The sequence below is a fragment of the bacterium genome, from assembly GCA_016708025.1.
Lineage (GTDB): Bacteria > Zixibacteria > MSB-5A5 > GN15 > FEB-12 > FEB-12.
Genome location: JADJGQ010000004.1, coordinates 323,739 through 345,829 on the forward strand (window position 1 = coordinate 323,739; position 22,091 = coordinate 345,829).

17 protein-coding genes and 2 pseudogenes are annotated in these 22,091 nt (G+C 47.8%); 12 read left to right on the plus strand and 7 right to left on the minus strand.

The genetic code is table 11. The features are described from left to right. Positions 1 to 123: 123 nt before the first annotated feature. The 4 genes from IPH75_14770 to IPH75_14785 all read right to left on the minus strand — a co-directional run bounded on the left by IPH75_14770 (position 124) and on the right by IPH75_14785 (position 4,665). Positions 124 to 2,613 (minus strand): hypothetical protein, encoded by a 2,490-nt coding sequence (locus IPH75_14770; GenBank protein ID MBK7143335.1) that lies wholly within the window; start codon positions 2,611 to 2,613, stop codon positions 124 to 126. 5 nt (positions 2,614 to 2,618) lie between these two features. Beyond that, positions 2,619 to 3,086: a hypothetical protein gene (locus tag IPH75_14775; GenBank protein ID MBK7143336.1), complete on the minus strand. Its 468-nt coding sequence runs from the start codon at positions 3,084 to 3,086 to the stop codon at positions 2,619 to 2,621. Between the two features lie 51 nt (positions 3,087 to 3,137). Beyond that, a complete protein-coding gene (locus IPH75_14780; protein ID MBK7143337.1) occupies positions 3,138 to 3,485 on the minus strand; it encodes a hypothetical protein in 348 nt (115 codons plus the stop codon). A 187-nt stretch (positions 3,486 to 3,672) separates the two neighbouring features. Beyond that, positions 3,673 to 4,665, minus strand: coding sequence for a hypothetical protein (locus tag IPH75_14785; protein ID MBK7143338.1), 993 nt, complete (start codon positions 4,663 to 4,665; stop codon positions 3,673 to 3,675). Positions 4,666 to 5,507: 842 nt separating this feature from the next. Here IPH75_14785 and IPH75_14790 point away from each other — a divergent pair. Continuing rightward, positions 5,508 to 6,131: a hypothetical protein gene (locus tag IPH75_14790; protein MBK7143339.1), complete on the plus strand. Its 624-nt coding sequence runs from the start codon at positions 5,508 to 5,510 to the stop codon at positions 6,129 to 6,131. A gap of 208 nt (positions 6,132 to 6,339) precedes the next feature. Here IPH75_14790 and IPH75_14795 read toward each other — a convergent pair. Further along, positions 6,340 to 7,415 (minus strand): annotated as a pseudogene (locus IPH75_14795) (IS3 family transposase). A gap of 618 nt (positions 7,416 to 8,033) precedes the next feature. Here IPH75_14795 and IPH75_14800 point away from each other — a divergent pair. Beyond that, complete coding sequence (locus IPH75_14800; protein MBK7143340.1) at positions 8,034 to 8,645, plus strand: redoxin family protein; 612 nt, start codon at positions 8,034 to 8,036, stop codon at positions 8,643 to 8,645. 633 nt (positions 8,646 to 9,278) lie between these two features. Here the strand turns inward: IPH75_14800 and IPH75_14805 are convergent. Then, positions 9,279 to 9,482, minus strand: a pseudogene (locus IPH75_14805) (MipA/OmpV family protein). A 534-nt stretch (positions 9,483 to 10,016) separates the two neighbouring features. On the opposite strand from IPH75_14805, the gene IPH75_14810 reads away from it, so the two are divergent. Then, positions 10,017 to 11,657, plus strand: a complete 1,641-nt coding sequence (locus IPH75_14810; GenBank protein ID MBK7143341.1) for a hypothetical protein — start codon at positions 10,017 to 10,019, stop codon at positions 11,655 to 11,657. A gap of 218 nt (positions 11,658 to 11,875) precedes the next feature. Here IPH75_14810 and IPH75_14815 read toward each other — a convergent pair whose 3' ends face one another. Beyond that, on the minus strand, positions 11,876 to 13,153 hold the full coding sequence (locus tag IPH75_14815) for a type IV secretion system DNA-binding domain-containing protein (protein ID MBK7143342.1): 1,278 nt from the start codon (positions 13,151 to 13,153) through the stop codon (positions 11,876 to 11,878). A gap of 359 nt (positions 13,154 to 13,512) precedes the next feature. Here IPH75_14815 and IPH75_14820 point away from each other — a divergent pair, with 359 nt between their 5' ends. The 9 genes from IPH75_14820 to IPH75_14860 all read left to right on the plus strand — a co-directional run bounded on the left by IPH75_14820 (position 13,513) and on the right by IPH75_14860 (position 21,512). Next, the gene (locus IPH75_14820) at positions 13,513 to 14,127 is read left to right on the plus strand and encodes a hypothetical protein (protein ID MBK7143343.1); all 615 of its coding nucleotides are present in this window, start codon (positions 13,513 to 13,515) and stop codon (positions 14,125 to 14,127) included. A 342-nt stretch (positions 14,128 to 14,469) separates the two neighbouring features. Then, positions 14,470 to 15,060, plus strand: coding sequence for a hypothetical protein (locus tag IPH75_14825; GenBank protein ID MBK7143344.1), 591 nt, complete (start codon positions 14,470 to 14,472; stop codon positions 15,058 to 15,060). A gap of 226 nt (positions 15,061 to 15,286) precedes the next feature. Continuing rightward, positions 15,287 to 15,523, plus strand: coding sequence for a hypothetical protein (locus IPH75_14830; protein MBK7143345.1), 237 nt, complete (start codon positions 15,287 to 15,289; stop codon positions 15,521 to 15,523). Between the two features lie 342 nt (positions 15,524 to 15,865). Continuing rightward, positions 15,866 to 16,459, plus strand: coding sequence for a hypothetical protein (locus IPH75_14835; GenBank protein ID MBK7143346.1), 594 nt, complete (start codon positions 15,866 to 15,868; stop codon positions 16,457 to 16,459). 431 nt (positions 16,460 to 16,890) lie between these two features. Continuing rightward, the gene (locus IPH75_14840) at positions 16,891 to 18,324 is read left to right on the plus strand and encodes an HAD family phosphatase (GenBank protein ID MBK7143347.1); all 1,434 of its coding nucleotides are present in this window, start codon (positions 16,891 to 16,893) and stop codon (positions 18,322 to 18,324) included. After that, positions 18,321 to 19,022, plus strand: coding sequence for a hypothetical protein (locus tag IPH75_14845; protein MBK7143348.1), 702 nt, complete (start codon positions 18,321 to 18,323; stop codon positions 19,020 to 19,022). Before IPH75_14840 ends, IPH75_14845 begins: the two co-directional genes overlap by 4 nt. 333 nt (positions 19,023 to 19,355) lie before the next feature. Continuing rightward, positions 19,356 to 19,958 (plus strand): hypothetical protein, encoded by a 603-nt coding sequence (locus tag IPH75_14850; GenBank protein ID MBK7143349.1) that lies wholly within the window; start codon positions 19,356 to 19,358, stop codon positions 19,956 to 19,958. 24 nt (positions 19,959 to 19,982) lie between these two features. Further along, a complete protein-coding gene (locus tag IPH75_14855) occupies positions 19,983 to 20,984 on the plus strand; it encodes a hypothetical protein (GenBank protein ID MBK7143350.1) in 1,002 nt (333 codons plus the stop codon). Positions 20,985 to 21,140: 156 nt separating this feature from the next. Then, complete coding sequence (locus IPH75_14860; GenBank protein MBK7143351.1) at positions 21,141 to 21,512, plus strand: hypothetical protein; 372 nt, start codon at positions 21,141 to 21,143, stop codon at positions 21,510 to 21,512. The last annotated feature ends 579 nt before the right edge of the window (positions 21,513 to 22,091 follow it).

Genomic DNA, 22,091 nt, shown 5'->3' on the forward strand with positions numbered 1-22,091 from the left:
TGTTGACTCAAAGTACCCACGATCTTGAGTATAGGATTAAAGCAATCTTTGGCATTATTTCGCCGTGAATGTAATGTCGCTGCAATTGCGTTGAAGAGTAGTCAAGTTAGGTTGCGAGCTTCTTTATTGAGTAGTCGGAGGTCTGAAACCGGGCAAAGCCATTGCCCTTCTGCGCAATCCATCGGCGAGTTGCCAATGGTCCTCTACTTCGCTGACTATCCACCCAGGCTGACCCTCTTCCATGGCCCTTTGGCATGCAAGCGACAGCAATTCACATGCTTTTTCCAGAGACGTGCTTGGGGCGCTGTCTCCAAGTTGATATCTGTACTTCTGTAGAAATACGAATCCGGCCGTGTCAAGAAATTCACTCGGCCAACCTTGTACATCCGGCCTAGCCACAAAGAGCCGCTCTACTATACGATTAGCCTCGTGGACATTGCTATCGTTCAGTGATGCACGTTCCACATGATAGAAGGCGATATTGTTAAGGATAAAAGGAAAGAGAACATCATGTTGGCTGCACAGTTCGAGTGCAAGGTAAAGGTTTTCACGAATTTCAAGATCTGACAATCCCAGATCCAATCCCCGTTGTTGAGAAATTAAGCCAACTGTTGCTACAAGGTGTGGACGAATTGGGTCTGGTATGCTGGAAAGGCTCGAAAATGCCCGTGCTGCCTCTAGCGCCATTGCTAACCTTGTGGCGTCTGCCGATGAAGCCCCAGAATAGAGAAGTGCAAGACAACGGAGGTACAGCAGTCCACCAAACCACTGGGTCTGCCTTTTCTCCCTTATCGAGTAGCGTTCTGATAGGTCGATACAGCGGTCATAGTTCCTAAACGCAAACTGCAGTAACACAGCAAGTAATCTTGACTGTTGTCCGCCATGTTGGCGATCTGCAACCTTGATGAGTTCTATTAGACTATTCACTGCCTCCTGCAATTTGTCATGATCGTCCTGTGAATCTCTGATCGTCGTGATGTGCCTCCGAATTTCTGGCCGATCGAATCTTAATCGCTCTCCGTGCCGTGCCACAACTCTGAGTTGCCAACGCACTGCTTTGATAACCGACGGTGACATGTAGCGGACAACCGAATCCCGCATGCTATCCCAATATGAGGTCTGAGCTCCGAGCGTTCTTAGCTCACTCTTGAAAAATTGCTCTATCGATTGTCCTTCACTTTGCATCAGCAAGCGAAAGCGTTCCAATACTGCGTGTTCTTCACCTGCAATAGAGACCTCTTTGAATGTACGAACAGCTCTAGCGAAATGACGCGTACGCGCGAATAGTCGCGACGACGCGAGATTACTCTGCCAAATCTCAAAGTCTGTGATGGCTGTCTCTGCTTCTCTGAGTATTTCGAGGTTCGATTGACTTATACAGGGGGTGCCAGATGAGACGGTATCGTTATTAGGATCATAGTGACAGCACCTCGCATCCAGAATTGGCTTGACGTACGGTGCAATCCAAAGATGAAAGCGATCCGCTATAGAGCGACGCTCTCTAACACTCTCAAGAACCGCACGCCATCTGTCTCCCTTCGATGTAGTATCTTCAATACAGTAGAGATACTGCAGAACAGTATCAACCGTTCTCAATAAGCGCATCGGTCCGAATGGCCCAGTTGTCGTGAGCCCGCCACCGCTAAAACCCCTGTCTTCTTCCTGATTTAGGAGGGAGACCAGTTTTCCTACAGCTGCAGCGTGAGACTCTGGCAATTCGACGTGACGCGGTGTTTTCATTTGTCGTAACAGCGAAAGAAGGAGTAGCGGTTCGTTGTCCCAATTCGTTACCAAAGCACTTGACAGAGTACTTGATAACAATACGATTACTTCTTGACGTCCCTGTTGCCTGAACCACTGGTTTATAGCTTCGACCTGCATAATGGCGAATGCGTCGCGAAAATCGGGATCCCAATGATTACGCAGGGCTCTGAATAGTCGGTACCATTGACTTTGCACTACTCTGATCGGGTGAAGTCGAAGCACATCATCCGGAAGGTCAGTAAGCACCTCAGTCACATAACGAATACCAGGAGTGTTCTGGTTAGTGAGCCGCTTTAATTGGTTCTTGCTTCGGCTATTGGCATATGTAGCAGCCAGGAAGAACGCGTTCAGTTTGTGCTTCAGTTTAGTGACTATGGCACTTCTTCTATTCGCATCAGCTAGAACGTCCGGTGCTGCTAATTCAGCCGCAAGGTGACGATATTCTTCAACGGTTAGATTTGATGACGTGGCAAGACGAAATAGCTCAGGATCCAAGATGTAGTGGAATGCGCCGGCGAGGCGCTTGGCCAAATGACTATTAAATTCCAGCGCGTATGGACTGAGTAATATCGGCGGGCCGACATCCTCGAGGCCCTCGAAGAAAAAGGAACGGGCCGCGTAGCGCGCGGTTGCCGTCCTAAGACTTCCTTCATTGGGTCTGTGTAACGAACTGTGGATATCATACAGAGGATAGAGATATTTGTGCACATCAAAGAAATCCACGGCGAAATGCAGTTTCCAGCCTGCTAAAAGCAGTTCATGATCTGCTTCGATTGCATCATAGTGGTATCTCCAGCTCGTCAATGTGTCGAGACAGCCGCAATAGACGCCCACAGATTGGCGATTCAACTCCGCTAGAAGTTCTCATCAAAAGATGCTCCTGTTTGCTGACCGACGGGATCCATTCTTTCAACAACTTGCTTACTTAGCCTTCTGAAGGTCTTCGGGTCGAATGTATTGTACTGGTGCGCTTCCGCCGCCTGAAAGTGATGCGGAAGTGCTTTCCGCACTCTATCCATTTCTTGCGCATTATCTTGGATCATGTTTGGAATAGCGGTAATGCTACCAGAAGTTTCATTTCGAATGATCAACAAGGACCTTGCAACCGAAGCCTGGACCGATTCTCCGTCGGCCCAGCTGATTACAAATTCTGACGAAGAAGCATGCACTACAATTGACATGCCTATGTCCGAACAGTCCCGTAGGAATCTATCTAAGTATTCTGGCACGGCCTGAAACAAGGATATCAAAATGTAGTCAAATCTTTCGGCCAACCCTGCCAGTCCCATGGCATCGAAATAGCGACTAAGGGCCGATTGCACAATTCCTGAACTGAGCTGGATTCTTATCCACACACGCATAGAGGTGTGGAATCAGTGAAACCGCTTCCGTGTATCCATTGTTATTATTTCGGTAGCAACTCTCAAAACCACCACCATTGTACGAACATCGTGAAGATCGCGAATCAGTACTGTATGAAGATCAGGTGCATGACTCAGGCCAACAAGGACCCGCAATAACAGGACATGGAGAGTCTGTCCGGCAGAAAAGACTATTTCCAGTCGCCGTTCTTTCGCCCACTTCAATAGGATTGGCTCGACCTCGACCACACGTAAGTACGCGACAGCGAAAAGCAACTGCTCCATGAAGTTGGCGTGGCTCTGCTTAGGCTGGATATGACCAACAATGGCCTCGAGAGCTCGACGTATCTTTGCTTCCATAATGGGAGAGTTCAGAGCGTCAACCAGCTGATATAGTACTAGCGCTGGTCCCGTCTCTGCTACTGACAATACAATAGGTTCGGAGTAATTCTCAGATAGGAAAGTAGTCACCCACGACTCCATCTCTGGTTGAGAAAGGTCCAAAAGCCATTGAGATTGTTCTTCGAGGTCGTAGAGTAGTCGCAAACTATGATCCTTCGTTTACTGACTTCACGTTACCGAATAGACTGTCCAGATCTTCAGATAAATCTGGGTATTCGGTGCACAATTCTTTCCATATGGTCGAAACAAATCGTTCCCAATCGGATCTCTTGGGTAACAAGCCTCGCGAAGGTCCAATAGGCCGATCAACAACACCGCCGTTTGGCCATGCCAACGTGGGATGCGTCGCTTCTCGTAGCTCTTGTGTCCAAGTAAGCGTCTTTCGGGTTCTTCCCCATCCGTCCACTGTTCCGGCTGGAACGTAACACAAGTTTGGTGTCTCCGCAAGCGCATCAAATAGTGTAGGCCGTCTTGAAAAGCTCAAAATGTCCTCCGGGATGCGTAAGAGCATGAAGAACTTGCCGCCAAGGCACGTCATACCAAGTGAGCCCAGAATCACGTTTGCGTCAGAAAATCCAACAGAAGATTGATAATTGAGGTCCGAAGACGTAGTAAACCAAAAAAGTGGAAGTCCAGATCGAAGCTCAAATCCGCTAGCGGCACCAGAGGTGAATTCTTTATAGACTTCCTCAGCAGCTGCGATGGAAGTTATTGGCGCGGTGAGAGGCCGATTCAATGCGAATTGGTTGATGGCATCACATTCGACACATCTCACACAGGGGCCCAGTTTCGAGGCATCCACTCGGTTGCCCTCCAGGAGGCTTTTGACATCGGGGCTGGAGAAACCTTGTGCGCGTCGAAGTGGACTCTGGATCGATTGGCGCTTCGCGAGGTATTTGCCAAAAGATGTAAGCAGGCTTGGCATGTCTGAAACATTTGAGAACATTATCTCAGCAATCAACTTCAAGCCGTAGAGCTGCCACAAAGGCTCACCTTCGTAGGGTGGCGCGCCCACCTTACACTTTTCCGGTGGCAACAGCTCTCCGAAGCAATCTCGAAGCCAGGTCGTTACGGCCCCGGTGGCTTCCACTTCATTTATGTCCTCAATAGCCTGAGCGATCTTTGCGCATCTGCTCATGTGCCTCCTCTAAACGGAGTTATCTCCAGTCATACCTATTGATAGCAAAAATTTGGGTCTTGTTCATTTCGGACATTGATACTCCAACTAAGTGCCATTTAGTGGCACTCTGAGCGGGCTAATAGCGACAACAGCAGATGTCTCATTTGATACATTATGGCATGTCATAAGCCGATTCAGCAGCTGTTAGCTTCGACGTGAAACACTCACTCAGAGACCTCCTGAGCGGCTGCCCTATAGTTGACCTCCGAAAAAGACTTAAGACACCGCGTCGTGGTCAATTTCTCGTGGTGTGCCTGCTTGCGACACACTGTGCCGAGTATGCGAGTGAAGCAGATAAACCTTAATATCGCACACAGATGACAACCCAAGAAATGCTTCAAATGACCGACATTGTCTCGTTCGCCTGTTCGCCTGTTCGCCTGATGTTGTAGAATATCGGTGAAACTAACACAACATTTGCCAAGGATGGATGAACCGTTGAAACCGAGCGCAGCAAGAATTATCTGCACATGTATCTGCTATCATCTGCAAATCGGAAGGCACCGCAATTCCTTGCGTTCAATAATGAGACTTCTATTGCTTGCCCAGTCGAGTAAGTAGACGCGTGGTGTAGACAGGCTGGTCTTGACAAAATCCGGAATTGGAGATATGATAAACTTCTATTTCGCTCTTTATAAATATCGGCAAAGTCAGTCCAAACGTCACCTTTGCATTTGAGTACTGCCTTTCGAAACCTCTGAAATGTCAGGGTTTGGGAAGGCAGTTTCTCAAGTATGACAGGTCATTTTGAGACAACAATTGTTTCTCGATGAATCTGCTAATAACCAAAGGAGGACGACATGGCCACAACCATTATCACATCTGCAATGACTGATGAACAAGTCAATGGAGGTGTCGAGATATTACTGGTTCAACTCAAGAGGAACCAAAGGGAATTGTCATTTGAAGCGCAGCAGTTCGTCTTCGGACACTCTGACCTTGAATCGCTATGGTCCGAATTGTTAAACCAGAGCGCAAGAGCCATAAGTAACATGCTTGTTTGCCAGGTCAAGGCGGACAGCACCCGCTCTGCTCAGGCTGCTCTCGATGCTACTCGTCGAAAGCAGTACACCAATAAGGACATTGTCGCGTCAATGCCACGGAGTGAGTTCGAAAAAAACACGGTCTTTTTCTTCAATATTGGTCGCTCCATAGGCGACATGGAACTCGACCATGAGTTTGCAGTGCGCAACCTCATCCCGGCTGATGCTTTCTCCCTGGCCGCGGTAAATGAGGCTGACCCTACATTTGCCGATCAGTATCCCAACGGGACGCATTGGAGAGACACGAGTGGTAATTGGTGCTTCGCCAGGTTCAACCGATGGGGCATTGAGCGTGATGTGGATGTCTTCTGCAACGAAGACGGTTGGGAAGACTTCTGGTGGTTTGCTGGTCTGCGCAAACAATCTTCGTCTTTGGCTTGACCATTGGGACACATGCAGTACGCTCAATATTCCCTCTGCACGAGTGTGACTCTGCAGAGGGATTTCCAATCGCGCAATACCCTGTACTTCTGACCTTCCCCAACTCATTGTTCCAGTTATTACCTCAGGGTTCCAAGTTGTGACTTTACCCCGTGGACTGGACCAATTTCTGGTTAAGGAATTCGACTGTTTGCGAGTTGTTTGATCTTCACTTGGCCGCAAACTCCGGAGGGGAATGTCCTCTCAGAGAACTGTGCGGCCGGTCCTCATTAATATCTAATTTCTACTCAGGTAATTGCTGTCGGACATCCTCCTGTGTCAAGAACAGTTCGGCATTCAGGCACTCGTCTCTGAGCCGTCCGTTGAAGCTGTCGATGTGCGCATTCTCTGCCGGTCGCCCCGGTCGAATGAAGTCAAGCTGTACGCCTCGGCCATAGACCTAGGAATCCATCTCCTTGGAGATGAACTCGGTGCCGTTGTCCACGGTGATGAACTTGGGCAGCGCTCGGGTCAAAGCAAAACGATCGGGCATGGCGGTGACGCGTCGGCCCTGCAGGGAGAAGTCAGTCTCAATCGCCAAACATTCCCGAGTGAACGGGTCAACGACGGTCAACGCTCAGAAGCGCTGCCCGTCATCAAGCGTGCCGGCAACAAAATCCATGCTCCAGCGATGATTGGGAGCCTCGGTCAAAACAGGGGGCACCCGGCAGTGACAGGCCTGCTCGCGACGGAAGTTGGTGCGCTCGCACAACCACTCTTCTCCGTACAGTCGATAGATCCGCTTCTTGTTCACCAATCAGCCTTCTCGTCGCAATAGCACATGCGGCAGCAGATAGCCAAACCGTGGCCTGGCAACTGCCAGTTCTCGTAATCGCAGGTTCAGGGCCCGGTCATCCTTCCGGTGTGACGCACAGTAAAGTGTGGAACGATGCGCCTGAACAAGCTCTCATACTTGACGACTGCTCACCCCGTACTGATCGGTCAGGGCCTGTAACGTCTGACGCTTGCGCACGGGCTTTAGAGACTTTTTGAAAGCACGTCCTGCAGCATCTGCTTGTCCAGGCTCAGGTCGGCCACCAGTTGCCTGAGCTTTCGGTTCTCCTATTCCAGTTGCCAGACTTTGCGCAACTCAGTCGCTCCCATGCCAGCATACTCTTTCTTCGAGGCGCAAAAGGTCGGCTCAGGCACCTCGAGCTTCCGGCACACCTCGATCGCGGATTTGCCAAGCTCAGCCAGCCGCAGGGCCTAGGCTATTTGCTGTTCGGTGAAACGTGACTTATTCATGCTAAATCCTCCTTCACAAAGACTCGTACTCAGTTAAGGCCTTACCTTGCACATTATCCAGTTTCTTGGGAGAGAGTTACTGTCATATGTAACTGGGCTTCAAGCCATTGGACAAAATCAGTCGCCGCGAGCTATTTCAGGAATACCTTGATGATCTGTAGAGACTTGGACAGCAGCAGGTTCGAACGATGCGTGCTTTCAAATCCAGGACGGGAGCATTTCAATCGGTAACTAAGAACGGGTAGAATCGATTTCTCGGCGATCCTGTTGACAGTGGAAAAATGAATTAAGTCGAAAATTGACAAGACAATAGGGCGTCGAACAGATATGACAATTGGGGATAAGAATTGAATTTCGCAGTGACACAAGAGTGTGATCGAGTGTAGAGACTCCAATAACAAACAGACAGGAACGACAGCCCTGTGGGGGGGAGGGGGAACACAGTAGCTGAAGCCCCTGCCTGATAACTTTCGACCAGTCTCGTTGAGAGTTAAGCCGGTGCTAACAACTTATGGCATACTACACATCCAAGATATCCAGAAATTGGACTTGGTCAAGCCATATTTGCGTTGACGCCCCGTTTCAAATGTCATAGCTTTGAGTATGACGAGCGCTACTATGCTCGTGGAAGCAACCTCGGGGGATTCTATGTCGCGGCCCAAAAACATCTTGTTCTTTAGTCTGGTCACTGCTCTTGCCGTGTGTTTGGCTTGGATTCTTGGTGCAGAAACAGGCAAACTACTTAGCCGAGACAAATCGCGGAGCCAAGAGTTCACTCGCTCCGTGCTGACTACGCAGCTCCTGCAGGAAATGCCCTTGTTGGTTTTGGGTGACACGATTCCTGATCATTCGTTCTACATGCTTGACGATTCTCCTGTCAATCTCTCCGAAGTGCTCACTGAGAATACATTGATCACTTTTTTTGATCCAACCTGCGACCCGTGCATTCGGGAAATTGAGGCTCTTGCTCCACGACTTGTCTCATCGCCTACACTTGGCAAGCGGATGATACTCATATCGACGTCCGACAATATCAGTCTCGCAGCCTTTCAGAAGGAGTTCAATTTTCCAGGGACTATCTTGCGCGACTACGGTTCGGCTTATAGCCGAATGCTGAATATCAAAGGAAACCCATTAAACATTGTCGTGGACTCCCGTCGGACCCTATTGCGTGTTTACGCAGGTGAAATCTCGAATGAGGAATTTGACTCACTTGTAAGAGACGAATAGACCTACTAAGGATGGTCAGGTCCTGCGCATTAAAGAGGTCGAGTGAGTGAGGAGAGGAGGTGATTCTTATGAAGCGTGAAGGCGTGGTCGTGTCAATATTGCTTGTGCTTGTGTTTACGTTTGCTCTCGCCATTGGTCTGCACACCAATGTCGTAGCATCTGACATCCCGTTCTGCTGCAATATTCCGGCCTCGGCTGAATGTAGTGCTGGTAAAGGAGAATTCGTGTGGTCTCCTCAGGGCACATTCTGTCGTTGCAATGTCTACAATTACCCACAGTGTCAGCATCTTTGTCCTGTGTGTTGGTAGACTGCTTAACGAACTCAAATGGTCAAATCGCTGTCTGTGTCATTTGTGCTGGCATATAAGAATTTGACTATAGTGTGGTGACTGAATAATCAGAACCTCTAAAGCGCAAAGCGAACCGGCCGACGGACACTTCAGAAATGAAGTGTCCGTTACTTTGTCGTCAAACTGAAGAGCAAGTACGACAGGACTGGGGTATAGATTGACCTGACGATCTCCCAAGCAGCTGGAGAATTGTGAGCGTTGTGGTTCGACCGTCACGGCCTCTCCCGTGGACTATACAAAGGAGTGGGGAATGATGGGACTACCGGGTGTCTTTTCCATCAAGTCAGAATTTGTAACTCAATGTCAAAAAGGTAGATGGCTGAAAATCCTTCTTTGTGAGCGGGCTGTCTGCCGCATCGCCAAGCAACTGGTCGGCCATAACCATGAACATCAAATCGATTTCCTTCGTAACGGAATAGAAAGCCCCGATGTTAAAGCCGACTGATTTGAAACCGGACTTTGCCTCGTAGCGGTTGTATCCAGATCTTCCTCAATGCCAAACGTTGGGTGAACCGGAGTGCGGTCAGGTTACTGACATCTCCAAGAACATATGCAGTCTATTGTTTTCGGCAAGCACTGTCAGTTTCTGACAGTCATTCCACTCACAATTCCAAGTCGCGAGAGTGTTGTGGAATCCTGCGGGGAATCACTACCTCTTGCCGCTCCTAATCCTTCGCCTTCACTGGCTGCGCCAGGAAGATATTATCGAACGCCTTGAGCAACAGCTACGTCCGCTGGGCTTCTTCCCGGACGGTCGGGAGGAGGCCGTACACCAACAGGTGGAGGGCGTTGAGGACGACTAAGGTCCGTTTGACCTCGTTGGACGGGAACGCTATGTCTCGTGAGCCCACATTGTAGCTGGCAAAGCGAGGAAACGTGTATTAGCTTGAATTGAGCTTCCCCGATTTTGCTCCTTTACACGGAGTGAAGTAAGCACCATGCAGGGGGTAAAATCTTACCCGGACAAATTTGTAGGGGGAAGACCAGCTGGCATAGGGCAAACTAAAGGAAGGGAGTGGCAATGCAAGATTGGATAACATTAGAAGACTTCGGGAAATTGGTTCTTGGAGCATTGCTCGGATTGATCTTGCGCGGCTTTTTCGAAAAACTAGTCAGGAACAAACATTTCTGGAAACCAACATTACTCTTGCTATGTACAGTGGCCTGGTGCTCCTACATCTTCGTTGTACTAAAGGTCCATCTCATTGAACAGAGTTCGTTTAGTCCACCGTACATGTTCGCGGTCAGGACAATCGATGACCGGGATCACTTAGATCCGAGAAGAGCTCGATTTGAAGCCATGGCAGACATGTTGTCGCAAAAGAAGTCGCTTCCAATAATCTTATCGCTACCTGTTGATGGTGAAGGAAATCCACGGATTGTCACCTTTAATCCATCGAACAGATTGGACTCAGTCGATAGGAGTCTAGCTACCTTGCAACAAATTGAGTACAAGAGAACACTTCCGCTCACTGAAGACACGATTCCACGCCGGCTCTGGGGCCTAGGATCAACGGCGTTAACCTCGCCCACACGAACTCAACTGTGGGCCGTAAAGACTTCCGACATAGAACTGGACTCTGTTATTGGAATGCCAAAAGCTGTAGCCGACACTCTTCTCGGTGGGAGTGAAATGCTCAATATTAGACTCCAGGGTGTGGTTCGCTTAAATGGAGTTGCCGTGGGACATGGATCGTTCAAGGACTCCATATTTCTGCTAGGATTTGACGGCGGCCTCTATATCGGTAGAAAGCCGCTCGATTCCTTAGGTGGACCGAATCTGTCTCCGACCTCTATCAATGTCACAAGACTTTTCGATGTTAACTCGATCATCAGTCAGGGCCTCGAAACTCCTGATTGTGACGCAGCCACCAAAGAAGCAGTAAAAGATATTGCACAACTTTCATATGGATGGCAGAGTATTGAGTGCCTCAGAGAATTCAAGGACTTTCGATCTCAATCGGTCGGAAGCAGATCACTGGCTTTTCTCATTCTCAATGGTTACGCTTCTACATATTTGATTGTTCAAATGGAATGGACTGCTCCGACGACATTGCCCCGGGTGACAAAATTATACGCACGTGAAATCGCCAACAACCGTGAGCACCTTAGTTGGTGCGAAGGTGTTGCTTCGTTTTCACACGGCATTAAGCCGAGCCTGATTTGGATTGATGCTGCCTCGGGCACAGTGGCTGGTCAAATCCTCGAGGGAGGTGAGTTTATCTTTTCACATTATATGGAGGAACAACAAAGAAGATCGTACCTTGAGGGTGTCGCAATTGCTGCCGATATAGAAGCCGATACAGCACTCATTGTCAGTGATCGCGACGGACGACTTTATAGTCATGATCAGATAAGTACTTGTCGGGGCAAGTATCAGCCATTCGAGCATTGGAGCGTAATGGATTTGTTGGTTACGCATAATGCAATCTTGCATGCACAAGGCCTTGCCTTCGATCAGCAGCGAAAGGGTGTTTGGCTTGGGGCGGAAAACCACTTTCGCTTTATAAGTCGGAAGGTTCTTTCACAAAAATACAGAGTGTATGTCGGAATAAGGCGCGTACTCCTGCCGACTGCTCTGTCGATAACCGGGATTCTCATTTTCATGTTCCTTTGGTATTACCTGACAAAACCTGAGCTCGCTTCTAAATCAGTCGTATAGAAGGTCGCGTAGCTAGTGCAACTATAGATGATTCTCAATCTGTGGCACCTTGGCCCAAACACAGCCTGGATCCTTTCCTTTGAGCCATCCTTTATCCTGGAACTGGAGCCAGAGTAGCAGGAGAAATTGACCTATGTTGTCACAAAAACGTGCGAGTCATGTCTACGGAGGCTTCAATGTCGCTAAAATCCATCCAATAGGGCGAAGTTACGCGTGTTTCAGTTCAACCATCGCATAATTTTGTCTTCGATTGTAGTTCGGGGTGAGCAATATCTCTGCCTGGTCTGCCGTATGACTTTATCCCGCGAAGACAGCGCGTGACTCTCAATAGGCGGAAGGGTCTCTGCACTGAAGGGAACTGAGGTCGATCCATTGATGGATAGCTTCATGTATATATGGTGTTGTGGCAGGCTTTGCAAGTGATCGGCCCGGATATCAGGATAAAACTCTTTAGCCAAAAGCTCGGCATCTTCAGAACCTGACGTGAAAGCGATCAACGTTCCGACGTTTCCCAGGATTGCTGACACCATGTTTTCCGGAAGCTGGGAGATAAACTGATTGGCCATGCCCGCAATGTTCAGCCGATACTTCCGGGCTTCGGACAGTATGGAAGGGAAGTCCTCCGTAATGAACGACTGAAGTTCATCGATGTAGAGGTAGAAATCTCGGCGTTCACTTTCTTCCATCTTTGTCCGACGCAATGCAGCCAAATACAGTTGCGTTACCATGAGAGACCCAAGTAGGCTTGAGTTGTCTTCACCAATCCTGCCCTTGGAAAGATTCATGATGAGAATTCCGCCGTTGTTCATGATCTCCGATAAATCGAATTTCGTTTTCGGTTGGCCAACAATATTGCGAATCAAGGGGTTACCTAAAAACTGCCCGACTTTGTTTTGAATTGGAGAGATCGTCTCAGTTCGGAAGACTTTCGGATATCCTTCAAATTCCATAACCCAGAAATGTCTCACCATCGGATCCTTGATGCCTTTAACAATTCGTGCGCGGAAGTCGTCGTCGACGAGCATCCGCATGACGGCAAGCAATGTGTTGCCCTTTTCCTCCAGCAGAGCCAGTAACGTATTGCGCAGGACGTATTCCAACCGCGGCCCCCAGGAATCACTCCATATCTTCTTGAACACCTGCACCAACCCCGACGCGACCAAATTTCGTTGTCTATGATCAGACCATGACAACGGATTGAATGCAATAGGGAACTCAGAATCAGACGGGTCAAAGTAGATAGTCTCATTAATTCGCTTTGCCGGGATGTAGTCGAGAACGCGTTCTGCGAGATCGCCATGTGGATCGAGTAACGCAACGCCGTTTCCGTTCCAGATATCTTGCGCAAGGCAATTCAAGAGCATGGTCGATTTCCCTGTACCTGTCTTGCCCACGATGTATGTGTGCCGACGACGGTCGGCTCTCTTGATTCCAAACCGGCGTCGGACATTTCGATAGTTGGTCTGGCCAAGTATGGTGATTTCCTCAGATTCCATGGTCGCATAATACCCGAGGAGGTGATAGTGCGGCAGGAGGAAAAGTTGCCTCTTTCGGCAATTGATTGCGTTTGCAGCTTTCCTAGGATCGAAGGGCAATTGCTTTCGGCTCGCCAAGCTCTTGGCGACCAGAGCTCGCAGAAGCCCTTTCCCAATTAAATCAAAGTGAAGCAAACCAAAGGAGGTCCCATGAAGAACGGGAATCTTGTCACCACAATCGAGATCAAAGACAAGCAAGGCAGGGTCGTGGCGACCAAAGAGAGGTTGTCACGTACGCTGGCTTGCTTAATCGAGCCCATCAGGAAGGACTGAAAAAGGTAATAACCAGGCTGGTTCAGGCCCCTTCCAAGGACAACGAAATGACTGCGATTTCTATGGCAAAAGTAGTGACTGATAAGGGAGTGTTCATTGAATGTGGTGATGCCAATCCAGGCAACGTCGACACAAAGATCATTCCCCACATTATCCGTATGTCAGTCACCCGGGCCAAGTCTCGCGCCATGAGGGACGCGGTCAACATTGGCGCCCTTTCCCTTGAAGAAATGGCCGAGGAATTCGGGAACGGCAGTGGCAATGGAAACGGTAGTGGGGATGGAATGCCGAGTCACACCTCACCGCAGTCAGAGGTGAGGTTCATGACCCCGGAGCAACGCAAGTTCCTGTTCAAGCTGCTTGCTGAAAAGGGCGTAGCCGCTGATGACGGCCATGCCTGGCTCTGCAAGGCAGCAATCGTCGAGGACGTGAAGTTCATCACCAAGAAACAGGCGAGTGAACTAATCGATCACTTGCGAAAGGAAACATCAATCCCAAAACCCCAACAAACTGAAGAAGGGAAAGTGTCACGACTAACCTGTATGACGCACACAAACAGTGGCTCGTTCGGCCACCGGATGAGCGGTTTCCGGACATCCAATCGCTTTATGAGTTTACCAGCAACCGACGTCTGGGGTCAAGTGAGGATTCGAGAAACCTGAGCCATGTTCACCTGACTGTCACCCCAGAAAGTGCGGTCGCCATGAACGGCCAGGAGCCTCCGGCGTATCTCACCAATTGGGCGTTCAATCAACTCTCAATTGCTGTCGGTGCACCAGCCAGGTACTTGCGGTCCCTCACGCCTGAGCTTGCGAGAGACTGTCTTACCCTAGGACTCCAGAGATCCAACGATCGTCGCAAAGGTTCTCATCCGCGAAGAAACCACTGGCAACGGTCAATCCACGGCTGTTGCCGCAGCGTTCACAGGTCCGACCTATGGCAGAATCTGGGATGCAGACGTGATCGAAAGCTTGTTGCGCTCCATTGAAGGATCAGGATGGCACGTGCCTCCGGCGCATTCGAGCCATGGCAATTCCAATGCCGGACTCTATGCATCAGATCGTGATATGTTCGCGTTCTTTGTGAACGACGAGAATGTCGTCGAGGTAGGAAATGCCAAACTTGGTCGCGGGTTCTTCATATGGAACTCCGAGACAGGCTCTGCTACCTTCGGCCTGACCACGTTTCTGTATAACTATGTCTGCGGCAATCACATTGTCTGGGGAGCAGACCAGGTGCAGGAACTGAGGATTGTCCACCGACATGGCGCACCTGACCGGTTTTGCAATGATGCAATCCCGGTCCTCAATCGCTTCGTGGAAAACCGAGGAGTGTCAGAATCTGTCACTAACCGGATCAATCGAGCGATGGACATCAAGGTCGGGGACGCCTGTGGCGAGGTCATCAGCTACTTTGAGTCAAAACCGTTCACAAAGCACGAAGTCATCGCGGGGTATCAGGCGGGATTGAACGCTGGCGATGATGTCTCCACCCTCTGGGGCATGGTTCAGGGCTTTACTGCCGCGGCCAAGTCGATTCCGTATGCTAACGGCAAAGTCGACCTGGAACGCCGCGCCGGGGCATTACTGTCCTGAACCCCATTCAAATCCAACACACAGTTCGTTGAGAATTTAGAGTAGCCGGAAAGGGCTTCTTGCTGCTTGCGAGGGTCTGCAACATCACGTTTCAGACCCTCTTTCTTCTGCTGCATACTACGAACTTGCCTGTGGCGACCGACCGCGACACGATCTGGTTCGCGCAACTAAGACCGATCCGGAGAAATTTCGACGGTCGGGTAAGGAGAATTCAAAGAGGAGGTTCATGCTTGGCCAACTGAGTCTTGCGGTAAGCCGTCAAGAGAAGACACTTGAGGGAACTGAAGTTTCTTGGGAGAACGTCACCAGCGAAGGGCTCGCGGCCCAAATCGATGGCCCGGGTATCTTTTTGGAATGGTCTGCCGATTTCACGAAGGCACTGGTAGATCATTTCGGTCACAAATTTGCCTCACTAAGTTTCCTTTCAGTGAGATACGCTATTGTATACCAGCTGGTTACGTAGCTTCACACACCGCATTAGTCTTTCTTGCGCTGTACCGTCCTGTAACATAACTTGTTGCACGACTTACGATTGCCGAGGTGGTGAGATTGGTAGTCCCGTTGCATTCAGGGCGCCTTCCGGGGGATTCTTCAAGTGATTGAGATTTAACACAAAACGTGATTATACTTTGAGTTACGGCGATTTTCGATTCGTGTGAGTTCGCATTGATTTTGATGGTTTGAGACGCTGAGTAGTCAAAAACTGGTCACAAACAACTCGCCTTAACATCTATCACTTTGGTAACAGCTCCGGCCATCTATTGTTGTGTACCAGTAAGCGGATTACTACTTTAGCCAACATGGCATGCATATTGCGATGGGGATCGTGAACATGGAGTCTTACAACGCAGTCGCGAGTTGGACCGGCTGGCCGCCGCTATTTGCGCTCATGTTGCTGCTAGCTGGTTTTGCCTACTGGATGCTGCAACGCCACATTGACATTTTGAAAGAGCAGAAGGCAAGTCTGCATAGCCAGTTAACGCTTGCCAAAGATCATTCCCCAGACGCTCTTGCCAAACAACTAACGGATCGACTGCATGCGTACGAACATGAACTTGCGCTCATGCGCGAGGACAAACAGACTGCTCAGACGTCACTGAAAGCTAAGGAGTCGGAAATTGAAGCAGTGCAGAATCAAATTGCAGGACTCAGAGACCAGATCGTGAAAGCTAGTAATTTACTGCAGAAAGTCACTGACTACAACTTGGTATGTCCTCACTGTGGAGCGCCTCTGATTATTCGCGATGGACATTCCGAGTTGGGGGAGTACGAAGGTAGGGAAATTGAAGTTGATCACGAATATAGCCAGTTTGAATGCGGCTTTGAGATCTTTGACGGCAGTGGAAGGGGCAAGTGCCCGAGAACTACGTCAGCGAATATGGAAAACCAGGAAGACTAATAACTCATGAGGTATACTCTGCTAATGTAACGGCAGTGAAGAATGGCTCACTTGCCGAACCGTTTTCATTCGCTGATTTTCAGGCAGCCTGTCACGGATTCCACTACGGTTTGTGATGAAGTTGTTCATGTCTGTGCATAAGTTGTCCATGTCGACTCGATCTGAAACTTGTGCCCACAGCATATTATCGCGACACTTGGCTCAGAATCGCTTGGTGCAGGCGGTGAATAGGCCGTCACTGAGAGTTAAGAATAAGTATCCTTTGGACAAAAATGTAAATGTCGATTTTGGAGGCACTTCCTATACGCATTAATAGCATTGCATTGCTATCACCTTCACGTTACATTTATTACTTTGTAGTCGAACTATTTGACAGTGAATTGACCGGGTAGTTAAGGCCTTAACCTCTTGGGGGACAGACAATGAAAAGCGTGAAACGGATCGGAATTCCTGAACAATCTTGGTGTAATAAGTATGCACGCACAGTTCTAAAGCTCAAAGGTCTAAAGAAAAGTCAAATTTCACAAGGACTTGAAAGACAGGTTTCGGGGTCATTGAAATCATTCAGCACAATTTACAGGGCAGTGGCATTCGATATAGATGGAACTCTAACGAAGCGAAATAGCCCTGAAATCGATGATAAAATGTCAGAGGTAATAGCTTTCTTGTTGTTGAGAGGGGTGCCTGTTTTGCTTATATCTGGCAGAGGTAGGAAATCCTGTCGCGTTGCTGCTGAGTCAATAGCAAGAAAGACAAAATTATCAGAGTGGTATTTAAGAAGATTACGCTGTATTACACACAATGGCCTCATAATGTTATCAACACCGACTCATTCACCAGGGGCATTTCTAAGAGAGGAAACAGTATTATCTGATCCGCTAGCCAAAATTGATGAGATCCATACACTTCTTTGCCAATCACTTTCTTCACTTGATCTTGAACAAATTCCCGAAAGCACACTTGAGCCTTGCACAGGTGATATGGATCCCCACTCTATACGAATTGCAATTGGTAGGTCCGCTCAACAAAGAGATGAGGTTGTCAAAGTTGTTAAGAAGATTCTAAAACAATGTGATTTGAAGTTGCATCGACCGCGGATTCAAACAGGGTCATACGGGAAAGTCCATAGCCTAGATATCTCACATGCCAACAAGATAAGAGCGTTGAAACGCTACGCTTACGAAATTGGTGTTTCTTTAGATCAAATTCTTCGAATAGGAGATCAAGGTCAGGAAGGTGGGAATGATTATGATCTACTTAATTCTTTTTCGGGATTTTCGGTATCTCTTCTTAGTAACAAACCAACATGCTGCCTTCCAATTCTCTCTGACGATCTACGGACACAACTTTTTGGTTCTAAAGCGACCAGAACACTACTTGAAAGAATTATGCTATTCCCTCGATTGTCAATCTCAAAATCTCATAGAGTTGCCAGGATTGAGGCCCTGAGGTCTTTTGAGAAGATAGCACTACAAAGGTCACGGATCGAAACCCAGACCGTTGAACAGCGGTTGAGAGTTAGATTGAGGTATCTGCTTGATGACCAACACGGCAGTAGCCTTCTATCTCATCTTGACGCATCGGATATATTCGATCCTCATTCTGGTGGAGTAAGGTTAAAGGACTGGGAGTTGGATGAGTTTGGTGATACGCATCCAGCGTTGATGCTGTTTGGGCTGGTAGAACCTCGTTACAAGAATTATCGCTCACCCAAGCAGAAGTGGTGTATGTTCACTGACACTAGTATTTTGATGAGGGGGCCAAACTACTATTACCCTCTTGTTAGGCGAGAAAGCGAGATTAGCAAGCAGGAGTATCTTGTCCTTTGCCTTGAATTTATGACAAAAAGAGTAGCGCGGTTTTGAAATTTATGAAGCAGGATTCTCCATCATTACCGCGATTTAAGATTGTGATGGCAATAGTTGACAACATTCGAAATATGCTGCTGTTATGTTCGCATGCCGCATTTAGCATTGAGCGAAATGTTCGTGATTCATCATATCACGTCACCTCACGGCTTTTCACAAACCTCGTCGTGCCACATACTGCACTCAACTATAACTTTCTTCTGAATCCTGATGTAGGTTGGAGAGGTATGCTCAGCAGCTACATCAGATTTGTTGACACTGCAGTCTTGGAGCTGGAAGAAGTAGCAAGTGAATTGCGAAAAATGCCTAGCCGCGCCCTAAGACAAAAGAGACTCTTGAGGAAATGGAGAGAATGCGACCATTTCCTGGAAAACATTGCAGCAGTTCAATTAGGGTTGCATGAATTGAAAATCCTTGAAGATTCTTCAATAGCCGGTTCAACAATTGCGATGGGAATAACATATGGTGGCATTGAGATGCCAGCTATTGCTCGGGCTGTTGCCAAAGCGCATCATGTAGATCTGAGAATTGGCCTTGCTCATGTCTCGATATATAGTACTAAAGAGGTGAGAAAGCTGATTCAATCAGGAAAGTGGGGGGTAGTTCAAGAACGACTCCTAAAGAACGCACCAGTAGTCGTATTTGACGATCGAGGAACATCGCTGAATATGAAGAAAGAAGCTGATATTGCTTGACGACAATGCTCTTACGTGTGTGACGCTTCAGTTGGCACGTGATGTACTTTCGCTAAAGGGAGGCGACGTACTTGGCGCCATTGTGGTACGGTTTCCGGGTGTAAATCGATTTGTCCAAATGGCACTTAATAATCATGGTTTTCCAGATAGTGATATGCTATTCTCATTTGTAAGAGGACTCATCTCACCGTCACCATATACTCGCTTATTTTTCCCCGGTAAAGCAAGAAAGCCTTATCTGGACCAGACAGGGATATTCAATAAGGCCAGAACTCGAATTGAACGGTACCTACTTAAAAATGGAACGCCAGCTAAATAATATTTGATCAAAATATGGTACGATTCATTGGATTCGGCGACGTCATTCTTGACCATGTGTTTAGAAACCGAGGCACTGAGGTCATCTATCTTGGTTCACAAGGTGGAGGACCAGTTTGGAATATGCTATGTAATTTGTCAAGACTCGGATCCAAAACAAAGGCAATTGGAGTTGCGGGTAAAGACAGCTTTGGCAAATTTGCAATAACAGAGCTCAAGCAATTAGGTGTTGATACCGAAGACATAAAGTCAGTTGAAGGCAAACGAACAAGAATTATTTTTCAGCACAATGAAGAGGCGCAGCCTGATCTCTTCAGTGGTCCCGCACATTCTTTCTCCTCTAGATGCTTGATTTGTGAAGAGAGAAGCGTCGATGACAATCTTGCTCTTGTTAGCTCAACGAAGGAGGCTACCCAGCATCGGTGGGACAATTTCGATGTACTTTGTATGGATAGAATAAGCAGGGATAGAACCGTATTGGTGGATGATGCTGCGCGGGCCGGCGTTGCGTCAGTTTTGGATCTGGGTCAAATCAATTATCTCAGATGGATTCCCACTGCACGAAGTTCTTTCCTTCTTATCGAAATTTCAAATTGTACAGATCCCGTTGTCGGTTGAAAATCGCTCAAAAGGCGTGGGGGATTGAAATCCATAGACGAAGTGTTGAACATTGGTTCAACAAAGCTACTCATTGTTACTGCAGGGGCCAAAGGTGCTCGCTTATATCTCAAAGCGAGTAAAGGGCGTTCGGAGCGAATTGAGATCATGAGTCCTTCTGTAGCAGTAACTGGCGACACGGCTGGTGCCGGGGATGCATTTCTTGCTGGAATCGTTAACCGATTGTTTACTCACGCTGATGACGCTGATGATGGCATGAACTGGAATAGAGATATTGTACAATATGCAGCGAATGATTCTAAGGAGTTTGTAAGAAAAGTTCTAGTGAATTCCGGTGCTAGGGGGCATTTGGTTCCATTTGAAATTCCTGAAAATGAAAAGTTTCTGGGAAAGTATAGAGGTTTGTCGATTACCGAGATAAGGGCAACTACAGACAAATTGCAGAGATGTCCCTTTTGTGGTAGTTTGAAGCAAGAAATACAACAGCCAGTGGTAAAAAAACGAGATATTCGAACTCAACAATTTGGAATGCGCCGGAACCTCGCATTACTGCTGAACAGAGTGTTTTTTTCAGCGGAAGAACGACGTGCAATTGAACAATGCAGGCAAATAATTAAAGCGGGTCAAACAGCGATTGTTGTAGGGACGGGTGGCTCGTATCCTGCAGCTGTGTTCATTTCAATGATTTTGAATTCAGAATCAGAACTTTTCGCACAGGCTCAAAAGCCATTTGATTTTTGCTCGTTGAGAAAGAAAGTCGATATTCTCTTGGTAGTCACCTACTCCGGCTCCACACAGGATTGTGCGCTTGTTATCGATCATGCGTGCAAAATTGGGATTGAGCGTATAGCTTTGGTAACTGGTAGAAAGCTCCCCAAATTGCATAAGAAACTTCCGCTGAAGGGGGGAGCATTAATCTCATATCGTGGAGAAACAGAGAAGAGGAGTAACGGTGATGAGATTAGGCCAAGACCAGAGCGTGGATTTGTCTCTATGGCTGGAACCATCGCGCCCTGCGCACTGTGAGCATCAGTGTTTTTGAGCATACTGAGGTTGGCCGAAACTCGCCACGGATATTGAGAAGCGAAAAGTTCTTAGCAACTCCAAGCTCTTAAATGTTGCGAAGTTTGCTCAGGAAAAAGGATCATTCATGTATTTGGAAGCGGCTATTCATGGCCAGCTATGCTTGATTTCGAGAGTAAGCTCACAGAGGGAGGAGTTGGTACTGTACATCTTCATGAAGCAAAAGACTTCAGTCATGGTAGGTTTATCTTAGCCCTTGGCAAAGAATATGCGGCAGATCCGAAGATCCTTTTTGAGACGGAACAATTCGTCGACTACACATTCGAACTTAAGAAGATACTGCAATCAAAAGGTGAGTTGCTTGTTTTAAAGGCGAAAAGCAAGGGAGCATTGGCAGGGCTCGAATTGCTTCTTGAAGTTCAATACGTCGTGACCAAGATTGCTGAACTTCTAGAATTGGATATTTCTAAGCCAAAGTGGAGTTTGATCTCGAAAGGAATGAAATTGTACAGATGGAAGAAGAAGGATTGAGCGACGTCATTGATTAGCCATATCTATAGCATAACTATTGGCCCTGTTTGACAATTGGCGGACCAAACAAGATGATTAGAGAGTTAATGATGCCGAGGGCTATTATGCCTACATGAAGTGCAATCCAGAGCTTGTGTAATCGAATGCGTGAGATACGAGGATAACTCTACATGGTGCTTACGATCGGCATCTTCGTTCTTTTAAGTTTTGCTTCGGGTGCCAACTCCTGAAGTCTCTCCATTAACCGTCCCATTCGACAGGTTGCGAGCCTGAATCGTTCGTAATACTTCAAAGATGCTAAGCTACCCGAACACCAAGAAAGCCAATAACGACTACCGAAGTGCCAAAGATGGATCGGATCCGCGTTGAACAGAATCCTTGCAATATTGCATAAGAAATATGAAATGAGTCAAGGGATCGCGATGACTTCAGGTTAGCGACTTGGGCCCATTGTTCAATAAGTGTGAAGAAATATCATTAGCATCTGTCATATACTTATTTCCATATGTCGGTTCAAAAAGTTGTCTCGCATTTTCAAGTGATGATATTAGTTGCAGAGCTATATTTGTTTCAAATCAA